This window comes from Pseudoduganella sp. UC29_71 (assembly GCF_042693265.1).
In the GTDB taxonomy this organism is placed as follows: domain Bacteria; phylum Pseudomonadota; class Gammaproteobacteria; order Burkholderiales; family Burkholderiaceae_D; genus Rugamonas.
This window is the reverse complement of sequence record NZ_CP170549.1, coordinates 408626-429122: the sequence shown is the minus strand read 5'-3', so window position 1 is coordinate 429122 and position 20497 is coordinate 408626. Positions and strand designations below refer to the sequence as shown.

The following is a 20497-nucleotide window of genomic DNA, read 5'->3' as shown; positions in this document are numbered from 1 at the left end:
CCATGATCACCTGTCACCTGCGCTACATCATCGATGCAGACAAGCTGCCCGAATTTGAACACTATGCCCGCCTGTGGATTCCACTGGTCGAAAAGCTGGGCGGCACGCACCACGGCTACCTGATGCCCAGCGAAGGCGCCAGCAACGTGGCGCTGGCGTCGTTCTCGTTCGAGTCGCTGGCCGCCTACGAGCAGTACCGCATCGCCGCCGCCACCGATGAGGCATGCGTGGCTGCAGTGGACTACTACAAGCAGACCAAGTGCTTCATCAGCTACGAGCGTTCGTTCTTCCGGCCGGTATTCCGCTAAAAACTCAGCGCGCCACGCTGCTGGGCAGCTCGGTGAAATCGTCGGTCTTCTCGAGGATCTGCCAGGTCGCCAGCAAGGCCGGCGGCGGCACGATCAGTTTGCGCGCCACCAGGTCCAGCCAGCCGCCGGCGCTGGTGATGCGCGCGGCGAGCTTGCCGTCGCCGCGATACACGTCGCTGCGCAGCAGCCAGCGGCTACCGTCCTCGGACATGCCCGCCAGCCCGAGCGTGACGGTGATGGATTCGAGCAGCATCACTTCCTTGAAGTAGGCGATATCGTCCTTCATCACGACCGGGCCGATGTTCTGGCGCTTGAATTCGCCCATGCCAAAGCCATGCTCGGACAGGAACAGCATGCGCACGTCGCCCGCCTTGTCCAGGAAGGCCGTGTTGCGCATATGGCTGTTGAAGTCCATGTCGCCCCAGCCTGCCATCATCTTCTTTTCAAACATACGCAGCTCCTTGTTCAGGCCAGGAAATCGGCCAGCGTCAAAGCGACGATTTTAGTCGCTTTGCGCAGATCGTCCAAAGCCAGGCGCTCATCGGCTTTCTTGGCGTTCGATTCGGGAACGGTGCGCGGGCCGGCGCCGTACAGCACGGCCGGGATGCCCTGCTCGCCGTACAGGCGCGCGTCGGCGTACAGCGGCGTGCCGACGGCGGGAATGTCTTCGCCCAGGATGGCCCTGGCGTTCTTCTGGATGTTGGCCACCAACTGCTCGGAGCCCGGCTGCGGACGCAGCGCATGCGACAGCAGCAGGCGCTTGATCTCGATGCGGATGCCGGGCTCGCCGCGCACCGCGTCCTCGATCAGCGCGCGTACCTGCGCCTCCACCGCCACCGGATCTTCTTCAGGGATCATGCGGCGGTCCATCTTCATCACTACTTTGCCGGGCACCACGTTGGTGTTGGTGCCGCCGTCGATGCGGCCAACCAGCATGGTCGGACTGTCGATGCCGGGCACCTTGGACTTGACTTTCTTCAGCTCGGCCACCTGGCTGTACAGGGCGTTCAGGATCTTGGTGGCAGCCTGCAACGCGTCGTGGCCGGTTTCCGGCATGGCGCCGTGGCCGGACTTGCCGTGCACGGTGATCTCGAACTGCAAGCAGGCGTTGTGCGCGGTGACGATGTTGTAGCTGAAGCCCGCCGCGATGACGAAATCCGGCCTGGTGAGCTTTTGCTCCAGCAGCCAGCCGGGACCCAGCAGGCCGCCGAACTCCTCGTCATACGTGAAGTGCAGTTCCAGCTTGCCCTTCAGCGGCACGCCCAGCGCTTCCAGCGCGCGCACGGCGAAGATGTAGGTGGCGAAGTCGCATTTCGAGACGGCGGCGGCGCGGCCGTAGATGTAGCCTTTGTCCACCACGCCGCCGTAGGGCGGATAGGTCCAGCCTTCGCCCGGCGGCACCACGTCGCCGTGGGCGTTCAGCGCCACCGTGGGGCCGCCGTCGGCGTAGGGCCGGCGCACGATCAGGTTGGTGATGGTTTCCATGCCGTAGTCGCGCACCAGCTGCTCGGGCACGGCGTGTTTCTCGGCCTGCCAGCCGTAGGCTTGCACCGCCTCGGCGATCATGTCCGCGTGCGGCGCGTTGTTGCCCGGCGGGGTGTCGGTGGGCACGCGCAGCACCCGCTGCAGGAAGGCGACTTCTTCATCGAAGTGGGCGTCGATCCACTGGATCAGCTGTTCTTGCTTGTTCATGGTCGTCCTTTTATTTTGCGCCGGATTCGAACCAGGCGGCCAGCTGGGCGCGTTCATCGTCGGTCATATTGGTCAGGTTCGCCAGCGGCATGGCTTTCAGCTGCACCGCCTGTTTATAGATCTTTTCCGCGTTCTGGCGGATTTCCGCCTCGTTCTCCAGCATCACACCGGCCGGCGCTGCGGCAAAGCCAGGCTGCGTGGGCGCCGCCGCATGACAGGACACGCAGCGCTGGGCCATGATGGCCTGCACCCTGGTGAACTGAGAGGCCGGCGCAGCGCTCGCAGCAGCAGCAGCAGCACCAGCAGCAGCCGAACGTGCGGTCGGAGGCGGCGGCGCTATTGCCACTGCCACCGCGATCAGGATCGCCACGCCAACGGCCGGATAGCGCCATTCCACGCGGCCCTTGTGGCGCAGGTTGAAGAAGTGGCGGATGAACACGCCCGCCGCCATGATGGCCGCCAGCACCAGCCATGCGTGCTGGTGGCGGTACGTCATCGCGTAATGGTTGCTGATCATGATGAACAGCACCGGCAAGGTGAAGTAATTGTTATGCACGCTGCGCTGCTTGGCGCGCTGGCCGTGCACCGGGTCCGGCAGGCCGCCGGCCGCCATGGCGGCCACCATCTTGCGCTGGCCCGGAATGATCAGCATCAGCACATTGGCCACCATGATGGTGCCTATCATGGCGCCCACGTGGATGTAGGCCGCACGGCCGCTGAGGAAGTGCGTCAGCACCCAGGCGGCGCCCACCAGCAGCGCGAACACCACCACGCCGAACCAGAAGTCGTGCTTGCCCAGCGGGGAACGGCACAGCAGGTCGTACACGGTCCAGCCGACCACCAGCGAAGCGATGCCCACGCCCACGGCCTGCAGGCTGCTCAGGTCCGCCACGGACTTGTCGACCATCATGGCCTGCGCGTTGAAGTAATAGGCAATGGTCAGCAGCGCGAAGCCCGACAGCCATGTGGTGTAAGCTTCCCACTTGAACCAGTGCAGTTCCTTGGGCAGTTCGGCCGGCGCCACCAGGTACTTCTGCGGGTTATAGAATCCGCCGCCGTGCACCGCCCACAGTTCGCCCGACACGCCTTTTTTAGCGAGCTCGGAACCTGGCGCGGGCGGGCGGATCGAGTTGTCCAGCCAGACGAAATAGAACGAGGCGCCTATCCAGGCGATGCCGGTAATGATGTGCAGCCAGCGCACGATCAGGTTCAGCCACTCAAGGCCATACGGGATCAGATAGGCGAAAACTTCCATGGATTCCTCAAGAATGAAGTAGCGGCAATTTACAGAAGATAAACGGTTTTCGGCCCCGCGCCATGAAATATATCGTATATTCGACATATTCGATCTGATATAAAGCCAGCCCATGTCCAGCCTGCCCAAAAATCTCGATCTGCACCTGATCCGCATCCTCTACCTGCTGCTGGTGGAGAAGAACGTGTCGCGCGTGGCGCTCAAGCTGAATCAGCCGCAGCCATCGATCTCCGCCTCCCTGCGCAAGCTGCGCGAACTGACCGGCGACCCGCTGCTGGTGCGGGGCGCGCGCGGCATGGTGCCCACGCAGCACGGCGAAAGCCTGCTCAAGCCGGCCAAGCGCATTCTCGACGAGACGGAGAACCTGTTCGTCAAGAAGACGCCCTTCGTGCCGCAGGAGGAGGCGCGCGTGTTCCATATCGCCGCGCCGGACTACCTGGACACGCAATTCCTGCCCAACGTGGTGTCGCTGCTGCGGCGCGGCTCGCCGCTCAGCCGCATTGTCATCCACGGCCTGGGACCGGGCGTGGACTACGTGCGCCTGCTGTCGGACGGCGACCTGGACCTGGTGATCGCCAACTGGGACGAGCCGCCCGAGCACCTGCACATGTCCAAGCTGTTCGAAGACCCCATCATCTGCGCCATGCACGCCGGAGCGCCCTACGCCAAGCGCACCGCCAGCGACGCCATGACGGCCGAGGACTACCTGTCCCTGCCGCACGTGGCGCCGTCGCAGCTACTGCCCGGCTACCACGGCGTGATCGACTCCTACCTGGAGCGCCAGAACATGCGCCGCAACGTGATGGTGGAATCGGCCTATTTCGGCCTGATTCCCTACATGCTGACGCAGACCGACCTGGTGCTGACCACCGGCCGCCAGTTCATCCGCTTCCACGAGAAGACGCTGCCGCTGAAGACCTACACGGTGCCGATCAAGTTTCCGCCGATGCGCTTCTACCAGCTGTGGCACGAACGCGTGCACGCCGCGCCGGAACACAAATGGCTGCGCGACCAGGTCAGCGAGGCCGCGAAAGCTCTGCTGAAATGATAAGGGTCATAGGCGGCCGCATATAGCCCGCTTATACCGGCAGATATATCATCGACGCTCCAAGGATGGATAAAACGATGACTACACTCTCCGAACTGAATAGCTGCGACGTCCCCACTTTCGCCGAGCGCCTGCACGGCATCTACGAGCACTCACCATGGATACCGCAGCGCGCCGCCGCCCTGCGCCCCTTCGCCAGCGTGACCGCGCTGAAGCAGGCCTTGCAGGCGGAGGTGAGCCGCGCCACCAACGAAGAACAACTGGGCCTGATCCGCGCCCACCCGGAACTGGCGGGCAAGGCCGCCATCGCCGGCGAGCTGACGGCCGAATCGACCAGCGAGCAGGCCAAGTCCGGCCTGAACCTGTGCAGCGCCGAGGAATTCGCCACGCTGCACAAGCTGAACGCCGACTACAACGCCAAGTTCGGCTTCCCCTTCATCCTGGCGGTGAAAGGCCCGACCGGCAACGGCCTGACGCGCCAGCAGATCATCGCCACGTTCACGCGCCGCTTCCGCAACCAGGTGAGCGACGAGCAGCAGGAGTGCCTGCGCCAGATCCACCGCATTGCCGAGATGCGCATCAACGACCTGCTGGGCGTGAAGCTGGAATTCGGCCCGGCCATCATGCAATGGTCGGAAGAGCTGGCGCAATGGAGCGACGACACCGACGGGCTGACCTGCGCCTACATGACGGAGGCGCACCGCAAATCCGCCGCCCAGCTGGCGGACTGGATGCGTGCGGCCGGCATGGAAGTGCAGATCGACGAGGTAGGCAACGTGGTGGGCCGCTACCTGTCCGGCGCCGCCGGCGCCAGGACGCTGATGACCGGCTCGCACTACGACACCGTGCGCAACGGCGGCAAGTACGACGGCCGCCTCGGCATCCTGCTGCCGATCGCCATCGTCAAGCACCTGAACGAAACCGGCGAGAAGCTGCCGTTCGACTTCGAGATCGTCGGCTTTGCCGAAGAAGAAGGTGTGCGCTTCCGCTCCACCTTCCTGGGCAGTAACGCCATCACCGGGCGCTTCGACATGAGTCTGCTGGAGCAGCTGGACGCGGACGGCGTGAGCATGCGCACCGCGCTGGCCGGCGCCGGCCACAACGTGTCCGCGATTCCGGCGATTGCGCGCGATCCTGCGAAACTGCTGGCCTTCGTGGAAGTCCATATCGAACAGGGGCCGGTGCTGCTGCAGCGCGGCCTGCCGCTGGGCGTGGTCACTGCGATTGCCGGCAGCTCGCGCTACCTGGTCGAACTGCGCGGCCTCGCCAGCCACGCCGGCACCACACCCATGACCATGCGCAAGGACGCAGCCGCGGCGGCGGCCGAAATCGTGCTGCTGGTGGAGCAGCGCTGCGGCACCGCGGACGCGCTGGTCGGCACCGTGGGGCAGCTGCAGGTGCCGAACGGTTCGGTCAACGTGATCCCTGGCGCATGCAAGCTCTCGCTCGACATCCGCGCGGCCGACGACGCAGTGCGCCAGTCCGCCGTGCAGGACGTGCTGGACGGGATCGCCGCCATTTGCGAGCGCCGCCACATCGAGTTCAAGCTGGAGAAGGTGGTGGAAGCGTCGGCCGCGCCGTGCGCGCCGTGGCTGATGGACCAGCTGGGCGCTGCCGTCGAGCGCACCGGCTTGCCGCGTTTCGACCTGCTGTCCGGCGCCGGCCACGATGCCATGGCCATGGCCGCGATCACCGACGTGGCCATGCTGTTCACCCGCTGCGGCAACGGCGGCATCAGCCACAACCCGCTCGAAACCATGACCGCCGACGACGCCGACATCGCCGCGCAAGCGCTGCTCGACTTCCTGCGCCGTTTCCAGCCGAAAGCGCAATAAGCCTGCGGCGGCAATTCGCCTACTCGGCGGCCGATTCCTCGATCTTTCGTGGGCGGCCGCCGAGTTTTCCGTTTTTTCGCGCAGCGGCGGTCTTGGCACCGGACGATGCCTTGCCGCCCACCTTCCCCATCTCGGAAGCCATCCAGCTTTTCGAACCGAGAAAGCCCTCCAGCAAAGCAGGTATGTAGAGATCCGCATCCAGTTTGGGAAAATGAACGCCAAAGCCGGAAGCGCTTATCTCAGCATCAGCAAGATCGGCCGGACGAGCGCCTTCAAGCCCCTGGACGTCGCGCGGTGAAAATGCGATCTGCAAACCAGAGGCAAGCGAAATCACCACCCGCGCGATGCGGCGGTCATAACGTACCCGCACAGCAGCGGGAAAAGCGGCCCTCTTCATCGCACCACGGCGGTTTGCCGCACGAACGTCGCTATCAGAAATTTCCATGCATGGTCCACCAGCCAGCGCACAGCCGCGCCAGATCCACAGTCAGCACAGCGAATATCTTCCCCAGTTCCTTCCTCGAGAAGCCATAGTTTTCCCTCAGTTCGGGCGGCCCGTCGGGACAGTGCAAATTGGAAACTGCCTCACGTCCCTTACCCTGAGCGTGCACATGAGCCGGGCGGTGGTCATTGGAGTAGATGACCACCCGTAGGCCGAACTTCTCGAGCAATGTAGGCATTGTATATAAAACCCAAACGGCTTGGGTTCCCAATAGATGCTCTGATATTGCATAATAGAAATTACCCATGCAATTGAATTGACTATGAACAAAACTCCGAGAGTTTGGAAGGTATCGCACGGTAAAAGCGGTGCAATGAGTGATCTGGATCATGCGTGGCTCACGCAGCGCCAGTACGTAGCCCAAGGCTGGGCGCCGGACGACAAGAAAGGCCAGGGCCAAGGCCAGAGTTTTGCGGAGATCCGCCAGGGCGACTACTTTTACCTGGTGAGAAACGGCAAAGTCATCCTCCTGGGGAAATTCTCAACCAACGTACCTGAGCCCGCCCCTGCAGAACGTCACGGCCTTGCCAAGTGGTGGATACGACAGTACGACATCATCAAGAGTATTGCTGATCAACCATTGCTATCCACTGCTGTCCCAGGCAGCCAGGCATGGAAACCGCAGGGATACTCGACAATCTGGGAGATTCCGACAAAGGACTACGCCGAGTTCGAAACTGCTCTTCTGCGGCCGGCGTTCTCCATGAATTTGGCCGAACTTGGCCTCAACGCATCCGCATCAGGACATTCCATGAGCACGATCAAGCAGTCGCCTGTCATCGCACTGAATCGCATTTTGTATGGTCCTCCGGGTACGGGAAAAACCTTCAACACGGTAGTGGAGACCTTGCGCGTTATTGAAGGAACAGATAAGCCCGAGGGCAGCCACGAAGAGCAAAAGCGACGCTTCGACAAGCTCAGAAAGGAGGGCCGCGTCGCATTCGTCACCTTCCACCAAAGCTTCAGCTACGAAGACTTTGTAGAAGGTGTCCGGGCCGACGTAAGCGGCAACAATCTCAGCTACCGGAACAAAGACGGCATCTTCAAGCAGATGGCGACGTCGGCGCTGTTTGACAAAATCGTCTGGACCAGCGCCAGCGACGTTAGCTTCCCAATCTTGTATCAGGAATTTATCAAGACGGTCAAAGCCAATTTGCCCTATCCGCTGACCTCATCCACCGGCAGAGCCCTGCGGATCACGCACGTTTCAGAGCAGGGCACGATGAATATAGCCCATCACGGCAGCGACATAAGCCATCCGATGGGCGTCAATCGCATGCAGAAGCTCTACGAGGCCTATCCTAGCCGCGAAAAGCTGAAGGCGATCACGAATCTGGAAACTGGTATCAGTGGCGTAATCAAGCAGGGCAATCGCACAGCTTACTGGGCAATGATCTCGGGCCTTCTAGACTTCAAGGAGCGACAATACGATGACCTGAAAGAAGCTCAAAGCGATAACAATGACGGGGGCGATGTCGCGTATGAAGACAAAAAGGCCCGCATCGCAAGCGCGGACGAACCCGTGTACCGCACCGGCAAGCCGTATGTACTGGTGATAGACGAAATCAACCGGGGGAATACCTCACGCATCTTTGGAGAACTCATCACGCTTATCGAGGCCAGCAAACGCATAGGTGCCAGCGACGAGATCCAGTTGCAGCTGCCCTATTCGAACGACACGTTCGGCGTGCCGGACAACCTGTATCTGATCGGCACCATGAACACAGCCGACCGTTCGCTGACCCATATCGACACCGCGCTGCGCCGCCGCTTCGATTTTATCGAAATGATGCCCCAGCCGAAGCTGCTCAAGTTCTCTGTCGCTGGAGTGGACCTGTGCCGGATGCTGGAGGCGATGAACAATCGCATCGAGCACCTGTACGACCGCGAACATACAATCGGCCACGCCTTTTTCATGCACCTGAACGAGAATTCAACCATCGCGGATTTGGCGCAGATATTCAGGAACAAGGTCTTGCCGCTGCTAGAGGAGTACTTCTTCGAAGACTGGGACAAAATAGCCAAGGTGCTGGGAAAGGCAGACATCTATGCCGTCAGGCAGACCAAGGATCTGGGCTTCGAGACAACCACGAAAGTCTATTGGCGCGACACTGAAAAGCTCGAGCAGGCCAGTACCTACATCCGGATCTACGAGCTTCACGTGATGGCGCCGCTTGCGCAAGCCGCGAATGCATGAGCTTTGCCTGAGCGAATACGGCCTGCTGACCCAACAGGATGTCGGCCGAGACGACCTGCAGGTACGCTGGCTTCAAAATCCCCAGGCCTGGGCGCTCCTGGAGGGGTATGCCTACTCCAGCGACAAGCAGCACCGCTTTGTCCAAGTCGCCTCCTATCGCGGCATCAAGGCCCTGCGCGTAGTCAATTTCGTCGGCCTGCTTACCACGCCGGACGGCACGCAGATCGAAATTCTGCCCAAAACGTCGGAACACGGCCAGGATGTGGCGCAGACCCGCGCGCTGCTGTGGAAAATGCTGAGCGTGGTTGAGGACCTGACTTTTCTCGCCAGTACCGAAGCACAGCTCATGCTGCGCAACATGCCGCTGCCGGAAGCACTGATATCGATCTTTCTTCAGCAGGCAGCTACCTTGATACGGCGCGGCCTGCGGCGCGACTATGAGCGCATCGAGGCGGAGGAACCATTCCTGCGCGGGCGCTTGCGGGTGTCCAGCCAAATGCGCCAGCCGCCGGGCCGGCAGCACCTGTTCCAGATCGAATACGACGTCCATTCCGCCAACCGCGCGGAGAACAGGCTGCTGCATGCGGCGATCATCCTGGCCGGCAAGTGGAGCAAGGCGCCCGGCAATCAGCGCCTGGCGCGCGAACTGCGTAGCGCAATGGACCAGGTCCCGGTATCGCAAGATTTCGCGCTGGATTTCACGCGCTGGCAGGATACACGGGACATGGCGCATTACCGCCCCGTGCTGCCCTGGATCAGGCTCATACTCAACCGGCAAAGCCCCTACACGCTGAAGGACCAGCATCACGGCATCTCTTTCCTGTTCCCGATGGAGACGCTGTTTGAGAAGTATGTAGCCGTCGTGCTAAGCAAGCAGGCCCAAGCCCATGGTCTGCACCTGAAGACCCAGCTGGCCAACCGCTGCTTGTCCGACTCGCCGGCTGCATTCCTGCTGAAGCCGGACCTGGCCCTCTACCAAGGCAGCCGCCTGCTGGCCATCCTGGACACAAAATGGAAGCTCATCGACCAGGACACACGATACGACAACGGTGACCCAGATCCCAAGGCGGGCATAAGCCAGGCTGACATGTATCAGCTGTTCGCGTATGGCCACAAGTATCTGTCTGGCGCGGGCAAGCTCGTCCTGATCTATCCCCACTGGCGGGGATTTTCGTCACCACTCCCCACCTTCACTCTCGGTCCCGGCCTAATGCTCGAGACCGTGCCCTTTGACCTTTGCGACGACGGCAACCCGGCCATCGGCGCACTCCTGCGGGATATCGCCGGCCAAGCCGCCGCCTAGGCGCGCATCAAGCCGCCATCCGGGTTGCCTCGACCAGGCTGCGGGTGTAGGGGTGGGTGGCGCCGCCGCTGCTGAGCAGGGCGCTGTCCAGCGTATCGACGATGCGGCCCTGCTGCATCACCGCCACGCGGTCGCACAGGTGGACTACCACGCCCAGGTCGTGCGTCACGAGGATGTAGGTCAGGCCGTCGCGGGCGCGCAGTTCGACCAGCAGGTTGAGGATCTCGGCCTGCACCGACACGTCCAGCGCGGAAGTGGGCTCGTCCAGCAGCAGGATGCGCGGCTCGAGGATCAGGGCGCGCGCGATCGCGACGCGCTGCCGCTGGCCGCCGGACATCTGGTGCGGATAGCGGTAGCGGAAGGAGTCGTTCAGGCCCACCTTCAGCAGCATCTGCCGCACGCGCTCGCCTATGTTGTCCATCTTGTGGATCTTCAACGGCTCCGAGAGCGCCGTGTCTACCGTGTGGCGCGGGTGCAGCGAGCCGTAAGGGTCCTGGAACACCATCTGCATCAAGCGGCAGCGCTCGCGGTCTATCTTGCGTCCCAGCGGCTGGCCGGCGATGCGCATGTCGCCTTCCCAGTGCGAGTACAGCCCGGCCAGGCAGCGCAGCACCGTGCTCTTGCCCGAGCCGGATTCGCCCACCAGCCCGAACACCTCCCCTTCCGCCACCGAGAAGCCCACTTCGTTCAATACCTTGTTGCGCTGCGCGCCGCTGCCAAAGCTGAGCGCCAGTTCATTTACCGTGATCATGCGGTCACACTCCTAGTGAGTAAGCCAGTTGGGATCGCGCTGCAGAACCGGCAGTACCGGGCGCCGCACGTCGATGCTCGGCAGCGCGGCCAGCAAGCCCCGCGTATAGGGATGCTGCGCATTGTCCAGCTCCGCCGCCGCGATGGATTCGACCACGCGGCCGGCGTACATCACCAGCACGCGGTCGCAGAAGTGGCGCACCAGGTTCAGGTCGTGGCTGATGAAGATCAGGCCCAGGTCGCGCTGGCCCACCAGATCGTCCAGCACGGACAGCACCTGCGCGCGCACCGACACGTCCAGCGCCGATGTCGGCTCGTCGGCGATCACCACTTCGGGGTTCGGGATCAGCATCATGGCGATCATGATGCGCTGGCCCATGCCGCCGGAGACTTCATGCGGGTAGCGCTCGTAGACCTTGTGCGGGTCGCGGATGCGGACCTGCTCCAGCATGGCGATAACGCGCTCGCGCACCTCGGCGCGCGGCAGCCGCCGGCCGCTGTCATGCGCCAGCACGGCTTCGGCGATCTGGTCCCCCACTTTCATCACGGGGTTCAGCGAGTACTTGGGGTCCTGCATGATCATCGACATGCGCTGGCCGCGAATGGCGCGCATCTGCTTTTCGCTGGCCTGCAGCAAGTCGGTGTCGCCGAAGCGCAGCGCGCGCGCATCGATGCGGGCGCTGGCCGGGTGCAGCTTGAGCAGCGCCCGGCCCACGGTCGATTTGCCGGAACCGGATTCACCGACGATGGCCAGCTTCTCCCGCCCCAGCTTGAACGACACGCCGCGAACAGCGTCCACCAGCCCGTCGCGCGTGGCAAAGCGCACGCTCAGGTCGTCCACTTCCAGCTTGGTATCTGTTTTCATCCTTGTTCCTTTCAGCTGCGGGGATCGAACACGTCGCGCAGGCCGTCGCCCAGCAGGTTGAAGGCCAGGCTGACCACCATGATGGCGGCGCCAGGCATGGCAACCAGCCACCAGCACTCCATCATGTAGCGGCGACCGGCCGATATCATGGCGCCCCACTCGGCCGATGGCGGCTGCGCGCCCAGTCCGAGGAAGCCCAGGCCGGCCGCCGTGAGGATGATGCCGGCCATGTTCATGGTCAGCCGTACCAGCACCGAGGACAGGCATAGCGGCGCAATGTGCCGCACCAGGATGCGCAGCGGCGAGGCGCCCTGCAGTTGCACGGCCGCCACGAAGTCGGCCTTGCGCAGGGTGCGCGTTTCGGCGCGCGCCAGGCGGGCGATGGGCGGCCAGGCGGTGAGTGCGATGGCAATGACCGCATGCTCCAGCCCCGGCCCGAGCGCGGCCACGAAGGCCAGCGCCAGCACCAGGCTGGGGAAGGAGATGAAAATGTCGGTGATGCGCATGAACAGCGTGTCCACCCAGCCGCCGAAATAGCCGGAGGTGGCGCCCACCGCCAGGCCGACCGGGCCGACCACGATAGTGACCAGGCCCACAATATACAGCGTGGTGCGGGCACCGTACACCAGGCGGCTGAAGGTGTCGCGGCCGTACTCGTCGGTGCCGAACCAGTGCGCGGCGCCGGGTGCCTGCAAGGTGGCGGCCAGGTCCTGGCGCAGCGGGTCGTGGGTAGCGATCCAGGGCGCGCAGCAGGCCACCGCAATCAGCAGCACGATCACGACCAGGCCGGCCAGCGTCATGGGGTTGAGCAGCAGGTGGCGCAGCGCGCGCCGCAGCGATTCGCGCAGCGCCGAGCCGGCGGTGGCGGGAGCTGCCGCGCGCGGTGGAGGTTGCGGCGACGGCGGCGAAGATGGCCGAGACGGCGCGCCGGGTACGCCGGTGTCGCCGGTGTCGCCGGTGTCGCCGGATACCTCGGATACACCGGATAGGCCGGATACGCCGGAGGCGGTTTCGGCGCCGGGGGCCGGGCCGTGGCTGGAAACGACAGGCATGGTAGGTGTCAGCATCAGTGCATCCGTGGGTCGAAGACTTGGTACAGGGCGTCCGAGACGAGGTTGAGCGTGACGAAGATGACGCCGACCAGCAGCACGCACCCCATCACCGAATTCATGTCGCCCAGCAGCAGGCTGTTGGTCAGGTACTGGCCGAAGCCCGGCCAGGCAAACACCGTCTCGATCAGCACCGCGCCTTCCAGCAGGCCGCCATAGGCCAGCGCAACGATGGTGAGCAGCTGCACCAGGATGTTGCGGAAGGCGTGGCGCCAGATCACGGCCGCTTCGGACAGCCCTTTCACGCGCGCCGTGAGGATGTATTCCTGCGACAGCTGCGCCAGCATGAAGCTGCGCGTCATGCGGCTGATGTAGGCCATCGAGTGCAGGCCCAGAATCGCGGACGGTAGCAGGATGTGCTTGACGCTGTTGGCGAACGCGTCCCAGTGGCCGGACAGCAGCGTGTCGATCAGCAGCAGTCCGGTCACGCGCGGAATCATGCCGTCATAGGCCAGCGCAATACGGCCGGAGCCGCCGGCCCAGCCCAGCCAGGCGTAAAACACCAGCAGCCCCATCATGGCGAACCAGAACACCGGCGTGGAATGGCCCGCCAGGCTGATCACGCGCACCACGTGGTCCACCAGGCGGCCGCGCCGGCTGGCGGCCCACACGCCCAGCGGCACGCCGGCCAGCACACCCAGCACGATCGCCAGCGTGGCCAGTTCCACCGTGGCCGGGAATACCCGCGCAATGTCCGCGCTGACGGGGTTCCCGGTCAGCAGAGACGTGCCCAGGTTGCCATGCGCCAGTTCGCCCAGGTAGCGCCCGAACTGCACCCACAGCGGCTGGTCCAGGCCCAGGCGCGCCGCCGCCTCGCGGTAGGTGGAAGCGTCGGCATCCGGCCCGACGATGGACAGCACGGGATCGATCGGCATCACCCTGCCGATGAAAAAGGTCAGCACCAGCAAGCCGAGTAGCGTGGCCAGTGTGCTTAGCAAGCGCGCCCGCATGGTGCCGGCGCGTGCCCAGAAAGCGTTCATGTCTTGTCTCCGTTGTTCTTTGGTGGCGGGCGCCTAGTCTTTGTAGACGTCCCGCAGGTGGGTGGTGGCCGACGGGTGGCCCACGTAGTTGTGCACCCGCTTGCTCAGCACCACGGTCTCCAGCATCTGCGAGATGGGCTGGATCGCGCCCACTTCGCTGTCGTATAGCTGCTGCACTTCGCGGTACATGGCGTTCTGCGCCTCCGGGTCCCGCTCGCGCACGGCCTGCTCGATCAGCCGGTTGATCTCCGGGCTGTGGAAGGAAGTGCGCCAGCCCTGGAAGTTGGTCAGCTTGGCGGCGTCGCGGTTGTCCGGGTTGTAGACCAGAGCGCGCAGGTTGGCGTGCGGATGCGGCTCCACGCCGCCGCCGCCCCGCCCCACCACGATCTCGAACTTGCGGTCGCGCATGGCGCCGTACACCTGGTTGCCGGTGCCGGACTGGATGCTGGCCTGGATGCCCGCCAGCGCCAGCGTACCCTGCAGCGCGGTGGCGATATTGATCATGGGCGGATCGGACAGCACCTTGATGGTGGTGCGGAAGCCGTCCGGGTAGCCCGCCTCGGCCAGCAGCCGTTTCGCGGCCGGCACGTCCAGCTTGTAGCCGGGATCGGGCAGCGTGGCCGCCAGGCCTATCATCACCGGGCGCTGATGCGACACGCCGTAGTGCGGCATGATGGCCTTGTTGATGCCGTCGTAGTCGATCAGCTTGCGCAGCGCCAGGCGCACGCGCTTGTCGGCGAACTTGGTGTCTTTCATGCTGACGGCCACGTAGTACGACGTGCCGCGCAACACCGGCTGCACCACCGCACTGGCGTCGTGCCGCAGCGCCTCGATGTCCGGGCCGGCCATGCCTGCGGCCAGATCGACGTCGCCGCGCGAGATCATAAAGCGCAGCGACAGGGACTCGGGCACATGCCGCATCACCACGCGGCGCAGCTTCGCCGGGCCGCGCCAGTAGGCGTCGTAGCGGTCCAGCAGCATGGCATCCTTGGCGCGCCACTCGGTGAGCGCGTAGGGGCCGGAGCCGGCGGCGTGCGTGAGCAGCCAGCCCGCGCCCAGGTCGCCGTTCTTCTGGTGCGACAGTACCGTGTCCCGGTCCAGGATGGCCGCGCTGACCGATGTGCCCAGCGTGTACAGCACCATCTTCGGGTCGGTGGGCTCGGGCAGCGTGATGCGCAGGGTGCGCGCATCCACGGCCTGGATCAGGCGCTCGGCGTTGCCCGCGCTGAAGCCGTAGCTTTTCCACGGCGAGGCCATGGCCAGGTTCAGCTTGAGCACACGCTGCAGCGACCAGGCCGCGTCGGCCGCCGTCAGCGCGCGGCCGGACTGGAAGCGCGCGTCGCCGCGCAGCGTGAGCGTGATGCTCATGCCGTCCGGCGCGATCTCCCAGCGCTCGGCCAACGCGGGGCGCACCACGCTCAGGTCATGCGGGTCCAGCTCCACCAGGTAGTCGTACAGATTGGCCACCACGCCCAGCACGTCGTTGCCGGTGGCGCCGGCCGGGTCCAGCGACAGCAGGTTGTTCATGTTCATGCCGATCACCAGCTGGTCGCGCGGCGTATCGGCCAGCGCCTGGGCGCACGGCAGCGCCAGCGCCGCAGCCAGCGCCCCAGCCAGCGCGCACGCGCGGGCACGGGAACGGGCACCTTGGATTGCACGTTTCATGGCCGCGCCTTAGTAGGATTCCACGGTGCTGGCCGCGATGTAGTCGAAGTCGATGTCTTCGCCCAGGCCCGGCTGCTGCGACAGGTGCACATAGCCGTCCGCGTCCATCGCATCCGGCAGGCTGCGCAGGTAGGCCGGCGGCACGTCGTAGTCGAGGAATGGATGCAGCAGGCCGCGTTCGTACCATTCGCAGTTCTTGATGGCGGCGGTGACGGCCAGGTTGGCCGCGCCGTTGCCGTGCACTTCGCAGTTCATGCCGAAGGCGTCCGCCAGCGCCGCCACCTTCATGGTGGGCGTGATCCCGCCCACGCCCGGCACGCCGGCGCGCAGGATGTCGCAGGCGCCGGCCTGCACCCAGTCGGCGCGGCTGTGGTGCTTGCCCGAGATGGACTCCGGTCCGACGATGGGAATGTCGAGCTGGTTGGCCAGCCAGGCGTACGACGCTATGCTTTGCTCGTTCATCATCTCCTCGAACCAGGCGAAGTTGAGCCGCTCCAGCGCGCGGCCGATGGTAAGCGCGTCGCTGCGGCTGTACCAATGATACCCGTCCAGCATCAGCGCCACGTCCGGACCGACCGCTTCGCGCACCGCCGCGCAGGCCTTGATGTCCATGGCCACGCTGGGCGCGAAGGACACCGGCGGCATCCAGGTGTGCAGCTTGATGGCCTTGTAGCCGCGCTCCACCAGCTTGACGGCGAAGGCCGCGTATTCGTCCGGCGTGGACAGGCCGCCTTTGAGTTCGTCGCCGCACATGGTGCTGCCGTAGGCCGGCACCTTGTCGCGGTAAGCGCCCAGCAGCTTGTACACCGGCGTGTTCAGCGCGCGCCCGGCGAGGTCCCACAGCGCCTGCTCGATGACGGCCAGCGCGCGGTCGGTGAGCTGGCCGGCGCTGCCGCGCTGCCAGTGCACCAGGTCCTGCCACAGGCGTTCGCGGTCGAACGGGTCCTGCCCGATCAGCACCTTGCGCGCAAACGCTTCCAGGATGTGCGGGCGCACCACTTCCGGCGGGCCGAAGGCGTAGCCCTTGCTGCCGTCGTCGGCGGTTATGGTGATCATGGCCATGTTGGCGCGCTTTTCAGGGCCGGGATGCGAGTGCCCCGCGCTATCGACGCTGCGGCTGGTCAGATAGTGGAACACGGTTCCTTGTACTCGTTCGATTTTCATGTGCTGTCTCGGATTTGGTTCAAAAAAGGGTGGGCGCCGCGCTTCTGGCACGGCGCCCGCCAAAACGGGCCGGGGCCGGCCTTAAAACTCGTAGCTGAGCCTTGCGTTGAACGCGCGCCCGATCGGGCTGGCGATGTTGTTGGCGTAGGCGGTGGAATTCGAATTGGTGACAGGCGGATCCGTATCGAACAGGTTGCTCACGCCCGCCGTCAGCGTGATGTGCTGGAAGCCCTTGTACGACGCCGTCAGGTTCCACACCGAGTACGGCTTGATGTCGCGGAAGTATTCCGGCGCCACGTTGTTCAGGTCGTGGTAGCCGGTATTGAAATTCTGCGTCAGCTGCGAGAACCAATCGCCCTTGGCCCACGACAGGCGCAGCGTGTGCTTCCAGCGGAAGGTGTAGGTGGGGCTGGCGCTCACGTTGCCCGAACCGACAGAACCGAAGCGGCCCAGGTTGGAGATCCACACGCCGTCCTTCTCGTTCTGGTTCTCGAACTGGTTAACATAGGTGCCATCCAGGCCGATCTTGAAGTCACCCACCGGCTGGCGCGGGAAGGCGTAGCTGAAGCCGACGTCCACGCCGCTGGTGCGCAGGTCGCCCAGGTTCATCACGGTGTTCTTCACATAGGCCAGCGAGCCGTCCGCATTGCGCACGAACAGGTCCGCATACTTGGCGGGGTTGGTGAAGATGGCGTTCTGCGGCAGCTGGCCGATGCTGTTGCGGAAGTGGATGTTGTAGTAGTCCAGCGACAGCATCATGTTGCGCATCGGCTCGACCACCACGCCCAGCGTCAGGCTGCGCGACTTCTCGGGCAGCACGTCCGGGTTGCTGCCCTGCTGCACCGGCAGCAGCGCGTTGCACACGATGAGCGGATTGGCGCCGGCCACCGCCTTGCCTGTGCCGGCCAGGCCGGGCTTGCCGGGGCACAGCAGCGGGTCATCCCAGCGGCTGGTGGTCAGCGCGGTGGCGCCCGGCAGGCGGTAGCCATAACGGTCGAACAGCGTCGGTGCGCGGAAGCCGGTGCTGGCCGAGCCGCGGAACATCAGGTTCTTCGCGGGCTGGTAGCGGAAGCTGGCCTTCGGATTGACGGTGTTGCCGAAGTCCGAATAGCTGTCGGCGCGCGCGGCGATGTTGAAGTCCAGCTCCTTGGTCACCGGCAGGTCGGTTTCCACGAACAGGGCGCTGATGTTGCGGTGCCCGGCGGCGTAGCTGGGCAGGCGGTTCTGGTAGGGCACGTCGATCACGCCGTCCAGCGCACGGTCCTTGTTGCCGTCGTGGTGGAACTCGGCACCGGTGGCCAGCGTCAGCGCGCCGCCGCCCAGCTGCATCAGTTCGCGCGTGACGGTCAGGTCCACGCCGGTGTAGAGATTGGTGGTGTGCCGGATCTGGCCACCGTCGGCCGAGATGTCCTTCAGGTAGGCCAGGCCGGCCGCGCTCTGCGTGCCGAAGGGGTTGAGGATGCCGTTGCGCACGCCGGCCTGCAGCTTCAGGCCGTTCACATAACCCTGGCGGAACCAGGAGTCGCGCTCGCCGGCGCCGTAGATGAAGCCCAGGCGATAGTCCCACTTGCCGACGCGACCTTCGTCGGCCACCACCAGGCGCGTGGCCTGCTGCTGGTCGCGCGCAATGGCCGGCCCCAGTTCGGCCACGCTCCACGACACGTTCAGCGTGGAGCCGTTCAGGCCGGGGATGGCCGGAACGCCCGCCGTCCCGCCCGGATAGTACGGGCTGCTCGGCGTGATCTGCGCCACGGCGCCGTTGAAGCCCACCGTGGTGCTGGGCGCGCGCTGCGTGGTGATGTGCTCTTTCGCGTACAGCAGTTCGGCCGTCAGCAAGTGGTCTTCGGACAGCTTCAGGCTGCCCTTGGTGAAGAAGGTGGTCTGCGAGTTGGCGGGCAGCGCCAGCACGTAGTAGTTGGCGTTCTGGATGCAGGTGTTGCGCAGCGCCGGCGTGGAGTACGGCGGCGTGCAGCCGCTGGCGAAGTAAGGGTTGCCGGTGATGCCGGTGCTGGGCGAGAAGATATTGGCCGGCTGCGCGTAGCTGCCCGTGGCCGCGCGCGGCGCGATGCCCAGTTCGGCCAGCCGTTCGGGGCTGGTCAGGTCGGGACGGTCATTGGCGCTCAGCGCGGTGCGCTTGTGCGTGTCCACCGTGGCGTAGATGTTCCAGCCGTCCGTTTCCAGGTCGCCGATGCCGCCCAGGATGCTCAGGCGATGTTCGCGGCCGCCGCCGGACGCTTCCGGCACCACGCCCTGCGCCGTGACGTTCAGGCCCTTGTAGGTGCGCTTGGTGATGAAGTTGACCACGCCGCCGATGGCGTCGGTGCCATAGGTGGAGGAAGCGCCGTCGCGCAGCACTTCCACGCGGTTCAGGGCGCTCATCGGTATCATGTCGACGTTGACGAAACCGTTGCTGAGCGGCTCGTTCACCATGCGCCGGCCGTTGAGCAGCACCAGCGTGCGGTTGATGCCGATGCCGCGCATATTCATGTTGGTGCCGGCGCCGGCGGCGGACGGCACGTTGGTGGAAGCCACCGGCATGGCGGTCACCACGTCGGCCACCGTGGTCAGGGCGGCGTTGGCGAATTCGTCGGCCTTGACGGTGGTGACCGGTAGCGCCATTTCGCTGGCCACGCGCTTGATGGTGGAACCGGTGACTTCAACCTTCTGCATCGGCGCGGCGCCGGCATCGGCCTGCTGCGCGGCGGCCTGCCCGGCCAGGGTCAGGACTGCCAGGGCGATGGATGTGCGGGCCAGCCGGCGCGGCGAAATGCGGGTACGGTACTGCATGGTGTCTCCTCCATGGTGTAAGAATTTTCTTCTTCACGTCGGCGGAGGATCATGCGTTGCCGCGCTGTCCTTTTTGTCTCGCCGTGACGCTGGTATTACCGGCCCCAAGTCATCTGTCGTCTGACAACTTGGAAACAAGTATAATCATCACTTTTAGAAAACGCAACTTGTGTTTTGCGACCCAGCCCATCCATGGATTCAAGCCACCCTACCCCCGCCCCCGCCAAATCACGCTCGCTGGCGCACGGCGTTGTCAGCTATGTTGCGGACCTGATCAAGGACGGCCGTATCGCGCCGGGAGAGAAGGTGCCGTCGGAGGCGGAAATCATCCGCGCGCTGGGCGTGAGCCGCTCGGTAGTGCGCGAGGCGATCTCGCACATGCAGGCGGCCGGCATGGTGGAAACACGCCAGGGCGTGGGCACATTTGTGCTGGGCCGCACGCCGCAGCACATGGGCCTGAGCGTGAAAAATGCGATGACCAAAGAGGATGTGCTGTCCATCCTGGAACTGCGCATCAGCCTTGAAACCGAGGCCGCAGGCCTGGCGGCCAGCCGGCGCAGCGAGCCACAGCTGGCGCGCATCCGCGCCGCGCTCGATGCCTTCCTGGCGCGCTGCAACAGCGGCGGCGAAACCGCCACGGCAGACACCCAGTACCACCTGGCCATCGCACAGGCGGCCAACAACACCTATCTGCACGATGTGCTCAGCCACATCAACCAGGAACTGCTGCCGCGCGCACGGCAGACTTCCGCCCACATCCCGCGCGACGCCCCCGAGGTTTATCTGGAACGGGTGCGGCGCGAGCATGAGGACATCTACAGCGCCGTGGCGCGGCAGGATCCGGAATCCGCGCGCGCCGCCATGCGCACGCACCTCAGCAACAGCCGCGAACGCCTGCGTCGCGCGCACGAACAATACGAAGCGGCCAACAAGGCCTGAGCACTCCGCCCGGCAGCGTCGTAGCGGGCCTTTTTTTGGCCTCAGCCCGTCAGACGTCTGACAGGCTGAGGCCAAAAAAGGCGGTCCATATGCCGCCT

At 64.6% G+C, this 20497-nt stretch carries 18 protein-coding genes; 6 read left to right on the top strand and 12 right to left on the bottom strand.

Annotation, left to right across the window (positions count from 1 at the left end; all coding sequences use genetic code 11):
- Positions 1-2: 2 nt before the first annotated feature.
- The gene (locus ACFJI2_RS01945) at positions 3-308 is read left to right on the top strand and encodes an NIPSNAP family protein (protein WP_377703528.1); all 306 of its coding nucleotides are present in this window, start codon (positions 3-5) and stop codon (positions 306-308) included.
- 4 nt (positions 309-312) lie between these two features.
- On the opposite strand, the gene ACFJI2_RS01940 is transcribed toward ACFJI2_RS01945, so the two are convergent.
- The 3 genes from ACFJI2_RS01940 to ACFJI2_RS01930 are packed head-to-tail and all read right to left on the bottom strand — an operon-like array spanning position 313 to position 3255.
- Positions 313-759 carry a thioesterase family protein gene (locus tag ACFJI2_RS01940; RefSeq protein WP_377703527.1) on the bottom strand — a complete coding sequence of 149 codons (447 nt, stop codon included), beginning with the start codon at positions 757-759 and terminating at the stop codon, positions 313-315.
- Positions 760-773: 14 nt separating this feature from the next.
- A complete protein-coding gene (locus ACFJI2_RS01935; protein WP_377703526.1) occupies positions 774-2000 on the bottom strand; it encodes a M20/M25/M40 family metallo-hydrolase in 1227 nt (408 codons plus the stop codon).
- Between the two features lie 10 nt (positions 2001-2010).
- Positions 2011-3255, bottom strand: coding sequence for a urate hydroxylase PuuD (locus ACFJI2_RS01930; protein ID WP_377703525.1), 1245 nt, complete (start codon positions 3253-3255; stop codon positions 2011-2013).
- Positions 3256-3367: 112 nt separating this feature from the next.
- Between ACFJI2_RS01930 and ACFJI2_RS01925 the strand changes: the two genes are divergently transcribed.
- The gene (locus tag ACFJI2_RS01925) at positions 3368-4303 is read left to right on the top strand and encodes a LysR substrate-binding domain-containing protein (protein WP_377703524.1); all 936 of its coding nucleotides are present in this window, start codon (positions 3368-3370) and stop codon (positions 4301-4303) included.
- A 77-nt stretch (positions 4304-4380) separates the two neighbouring features.
- On the top strand, positions 4381-6138 hold the full coding sequence (locus ACFJI2_RS01920; protein WP_377703523.1) for an allantoate amidohydrolase: 1758 nt from the start codon (positions 4381-4383) through the stop codon (positions 6136-6138).
- Positions 6139-6157: 19 nt separating this feature from the next.
- On the opposite strand, the gene ACFJI2_RS01915 is transcribed toward ACFJI2_RS01920, so the two are convergent.
- A complete protein-coding gene (locus ACFJI2_RS01915) occupies positions 6158-6583 on the bottom strand; it encodes a DUF2442 domain-containing protein (RefSeq protein ID WP_377703522.1) in 426 nt (141 codons plus the stop codon).
- On the bottom strand, positions 6570-6818 hold the full coding sequence (locus tag ACFJI2_RS01910; RefSeq protein WP_377705783.1) for a DUF4160 domain-containing protein: 249 nt from the start codon (positions 6816-6818) through the stop codon (positions 6570-6572). Before ACFJI2_RS01910 ends, ACFJI2_RS01915 begins: the two co-directional genes overlap by 14 nt.
- A 135-nt stretch (positions 6819-6953) precedes the next feature.
- Here ACFJI2_RS01910 and ACFJI2_RS01905 point away from each other — a divergent pair, with 135 nt between their 5' ends.
- Both ACFJI2_RS01905 and ACFJI2_RS01900 read left to right on the top strand, forming a co-directional pair.
- The gene (locus ACFJI2_RS01905) at positions 6954-8837 is read left to right on the top strand and encodes an McrB family protein (protein ID WP_377703521.1); all 1884 of its coding nucleotides are present in this window, start codon (positions 6954-6956) and stop codon (positions 8835-8837) included.
- Complete coding sequence (locus tag ACFJI2_RS01900) at positions 8830-10140, top strand: McrC family protein (RefSeq protein WP_377703520.1); 1311 nt, start codon at positions 8830-8832, stop codon at positions 10138-10140. The genes ACFJI2_RS01905 and ACFJI2_RS01900 overlap by 8 nt, the downstream gene beginning before the upstream one ends.
- 7 nt (positions 10141-10147) lie before the next feature.
- On the opposite strand, the gene ACFJI2_RS01895 is transcribed toward ACFJI2_RS01900, so the two are convergent.
- From ACFJI2_RS01895 to ACFJI2_RS01865, 7 genes are all read right to left on the bottom strand, one after another.
- Positions 10148-10891, bottom strand: coding sequence for an ABC transporter ATP-binding protein (locus tag ACFJI2_RS01895; RefSeq protein ID WP_377703519.1), 744 nt, complete (start codon positions 10889-10891; stop codon positions 10148-10150).
- 12 nt (positions 10892-10903) lie between these two features.
- Positions 10904-11755 carry an ABC transporter ATP-binding protein gene (locus ACFJI2_RS01890; RefSeq protein ID WP_377703518.1) on the bottom strand — a complete coding sequence of 284 codons (852 nt, stop codon included), beginning with the start codon at positions 11753-11755 and terminating at the stop codon, positions 10904-10906.
- An 11-nt stretch (positions 11756-11766) separates the two neighbouring features.
- The gene (locus ACFJI2_RS01885) at positions 11767-12822 is read right to left on the bottom strand and encodes an ABC transporter permease (RefSeq protein WP_377703517.1); all 1056 of its coding nucleotides are present in this window, start codon (positions 12820-12822) and stop codon (positions 11767-11769) included.
- Entirely contained in the window at positions 12822-13844 is a 1023-nt protein-coding gene (locus tag ACFJI2_RS01880) for an ABC transporter permease (RefSeq protein ID WP_132136675.1), read from the bottom strand. The genes ACFJI2_RS01885 and ACFJI2_RS01880 overlap by 1 nt, the downstream gene beginning before the upstream one ends.
- Before the next feature lie 33 nt (positions 13845-13877).
- Complete coding sequence (locus tag ACFJI2_RS01875) at positions 13878-15509, bottom strand: ABC transporter substrate-binding protein (RefSeq protein ID WP_377703516.1); 1632 nt, start codon at positions 15507-15509, stop codon at positions 13878-13880.
- A gap of 9 nt (positions 15510-15518) precedes the next feature.
- Positions 15519-16673, bottom strand: a complete 1155-nt coding sequence (locus tag ACFJI2_RS01870; protein WP_377703515.1) for a mandelate racemase family protein — start codon at positions 16671-16673, stop codon at positions 15519-15521.
- Positions 16674-16754: 81 nt separating this feature from the next.
- Entirely contained in the window at positions 16755-19460 is a 2706-nt protein-coding gene (locus ACFJI2_RS01865) for a TonB-dependent receptor domain-containing protein (protein WP_377703514.1), read from the bottom strand.
- A 192-nt stretch (positions 19461-19652) separates the two neighbouring features.
- On the opposite strand from ACFJI2_RS01865, the gene ACFJI2_RS01860 reads away from it, so the two are divergent.
- Complete coding sequence (locus ACFJI2_RS01860; protein WP_107876251.1) at positions 19653-20399, top strand: FadR/GntR family transcriptional regulator; 747 nt, start codon at positions 19653-19655, stop codon at positions 20397-20399.
- The last annotated feature ends 98 nt before the right edge of the window (positions 20400-20497 follow it).

Excerpts from the sequence above, each read along its gene's own strand:
- ACFJI2_RS01945 (WP_377703528.1), top strand. The coding sequence starts at position 3 with ATGATCACCTGTCACCTGCGCTACATCATCGATGCAGACAAGCTGCCC.
- ACFJI2_RS01940 (WP_377703527.1), bottom strand. The coding sequence starts at position 759 with ATGTTTGAAAAGAAGATGATGGCAGGCTGGGGCGACATGGACTTCAAC.
- ACFJI2_RS01935 (WP_377703526.1), bottom strand. The coding sequence starts at position 2,000 with ATGAACAAGCAAGAACAGCTGATCCAGTGGATCGACGCCCACTTCGAT.
- ACFJI2_RS01930 (WP_377703525.1), bottom strand. The coding sequence starts at position 3,255 with ATGGAAGTTTTCGCCTATCTGATCCCGTATGGCCTTGAGTGGCTGAAC.
- ACFJI2_RS01925 (WP_377703524.1), top strand. The coding sequence starts at position 3,368 with ATGTCCAGCCTGCCCAAAAATCTCGATCTGCACCTGATCCGCATCCTC.
- ACFJI2_RS01920 (WP_377703523.1), top strand. The coding sequence starts at position 4,381 with ATGACTACACTCTCCGAACTGAATAGCTGCGACGTCCCCACTTTCGCC.
- ACFJI2_RS01915 (WP_377703522.1), bottom strand. The coding sequence starts at position 6,583 with ATGGAAATTTCTGATAGCGACGTTCGTGCGGCAAACCGCCGTGGTGCG.
- ACFJI2_RS01910 (WP_377705783.1), bottom strand. The coding sequence starts at position 6,818 with ATGCCTACATTGCTCGAGAAGTTCGGCCTACGGGTGGTCATCTACTCC.
- ACFJI2_RS01905 (WP_377703521.1), top strand. The coding sequence starts at position 6,954 with ATGAGTGATCTGGATCATGCGTGGCTCACGCAGCGCCAGTACGTAGCC.
- ACFJI2_RS01900 (WP_377703520.1), top strand. The coding sequence starts at position 8,830 with ATGCATGAGCTTTGCCTGAGCGAATACGGCCTGCTGACCCAACAGGAT.
- ACFJI2_RS01895 (WP_377703519.1), bottom strand. The coding sequence starts at position 10,891 with ATGATCACGGTAAATGAACTGGCGCTCAGCTTTGGCAGCGGCGCGCAG.
- ACFJI2_RS01890 (WP_377703518.1), bottom strand. The coding sequence starts at position 11,755 with ATGAAAACAGATACCAAGCTGGAAGTGGACGACCTGAGCGTGCGCTTT.
- ACFJI2_RS01885 (WP_377703517.1), bottom strand. The coding sequence starts at position 12,822 with ATGCTGACACCTACCATGCCTGTCGTTTCCAGCCACGGCCCGGCCCCC.
- ACFJI2_RS01880 (WP_132136675.1), bottom strand. The coding sequence starts at position 13,844 with ATGAACGCTTTCTGGGCACGCGCCGGCACCATGCGGGCGCGCTTGCTA.
- ACFJI2_RS01875 (WP_377703516.1), bottom strand. The coding sequence starts at position 15,509 with ATGAAACGTGCAATCCAAGGTGCCCGTTCCCGTGCCCGCGCGTGCGCG.
- ACFJI2_RS01870 (WP_377703515.1), bottom strand. The coding sequence starts at position 16,673 with ATGAAAATCGAACGAGTACAAGGAACCGTGTTCCACTATCTGACCAGC.
- ACFJI2_RS01865 (WP_377703514.1), bottom strand. The coding sequence starts at position 19,460 with ATGCAGTACCGTACCCGCATTTCGCCGCGCCGGCTGGCCCGCACATCC.
- ACFJI2_RS01860 (WP_107876251.1), top strand. The coding sequence starts at position 19,653 with ATGGATTCAAGCCACCCTACCCCCGCCCCCGCCAAATCACGCTCGCTG.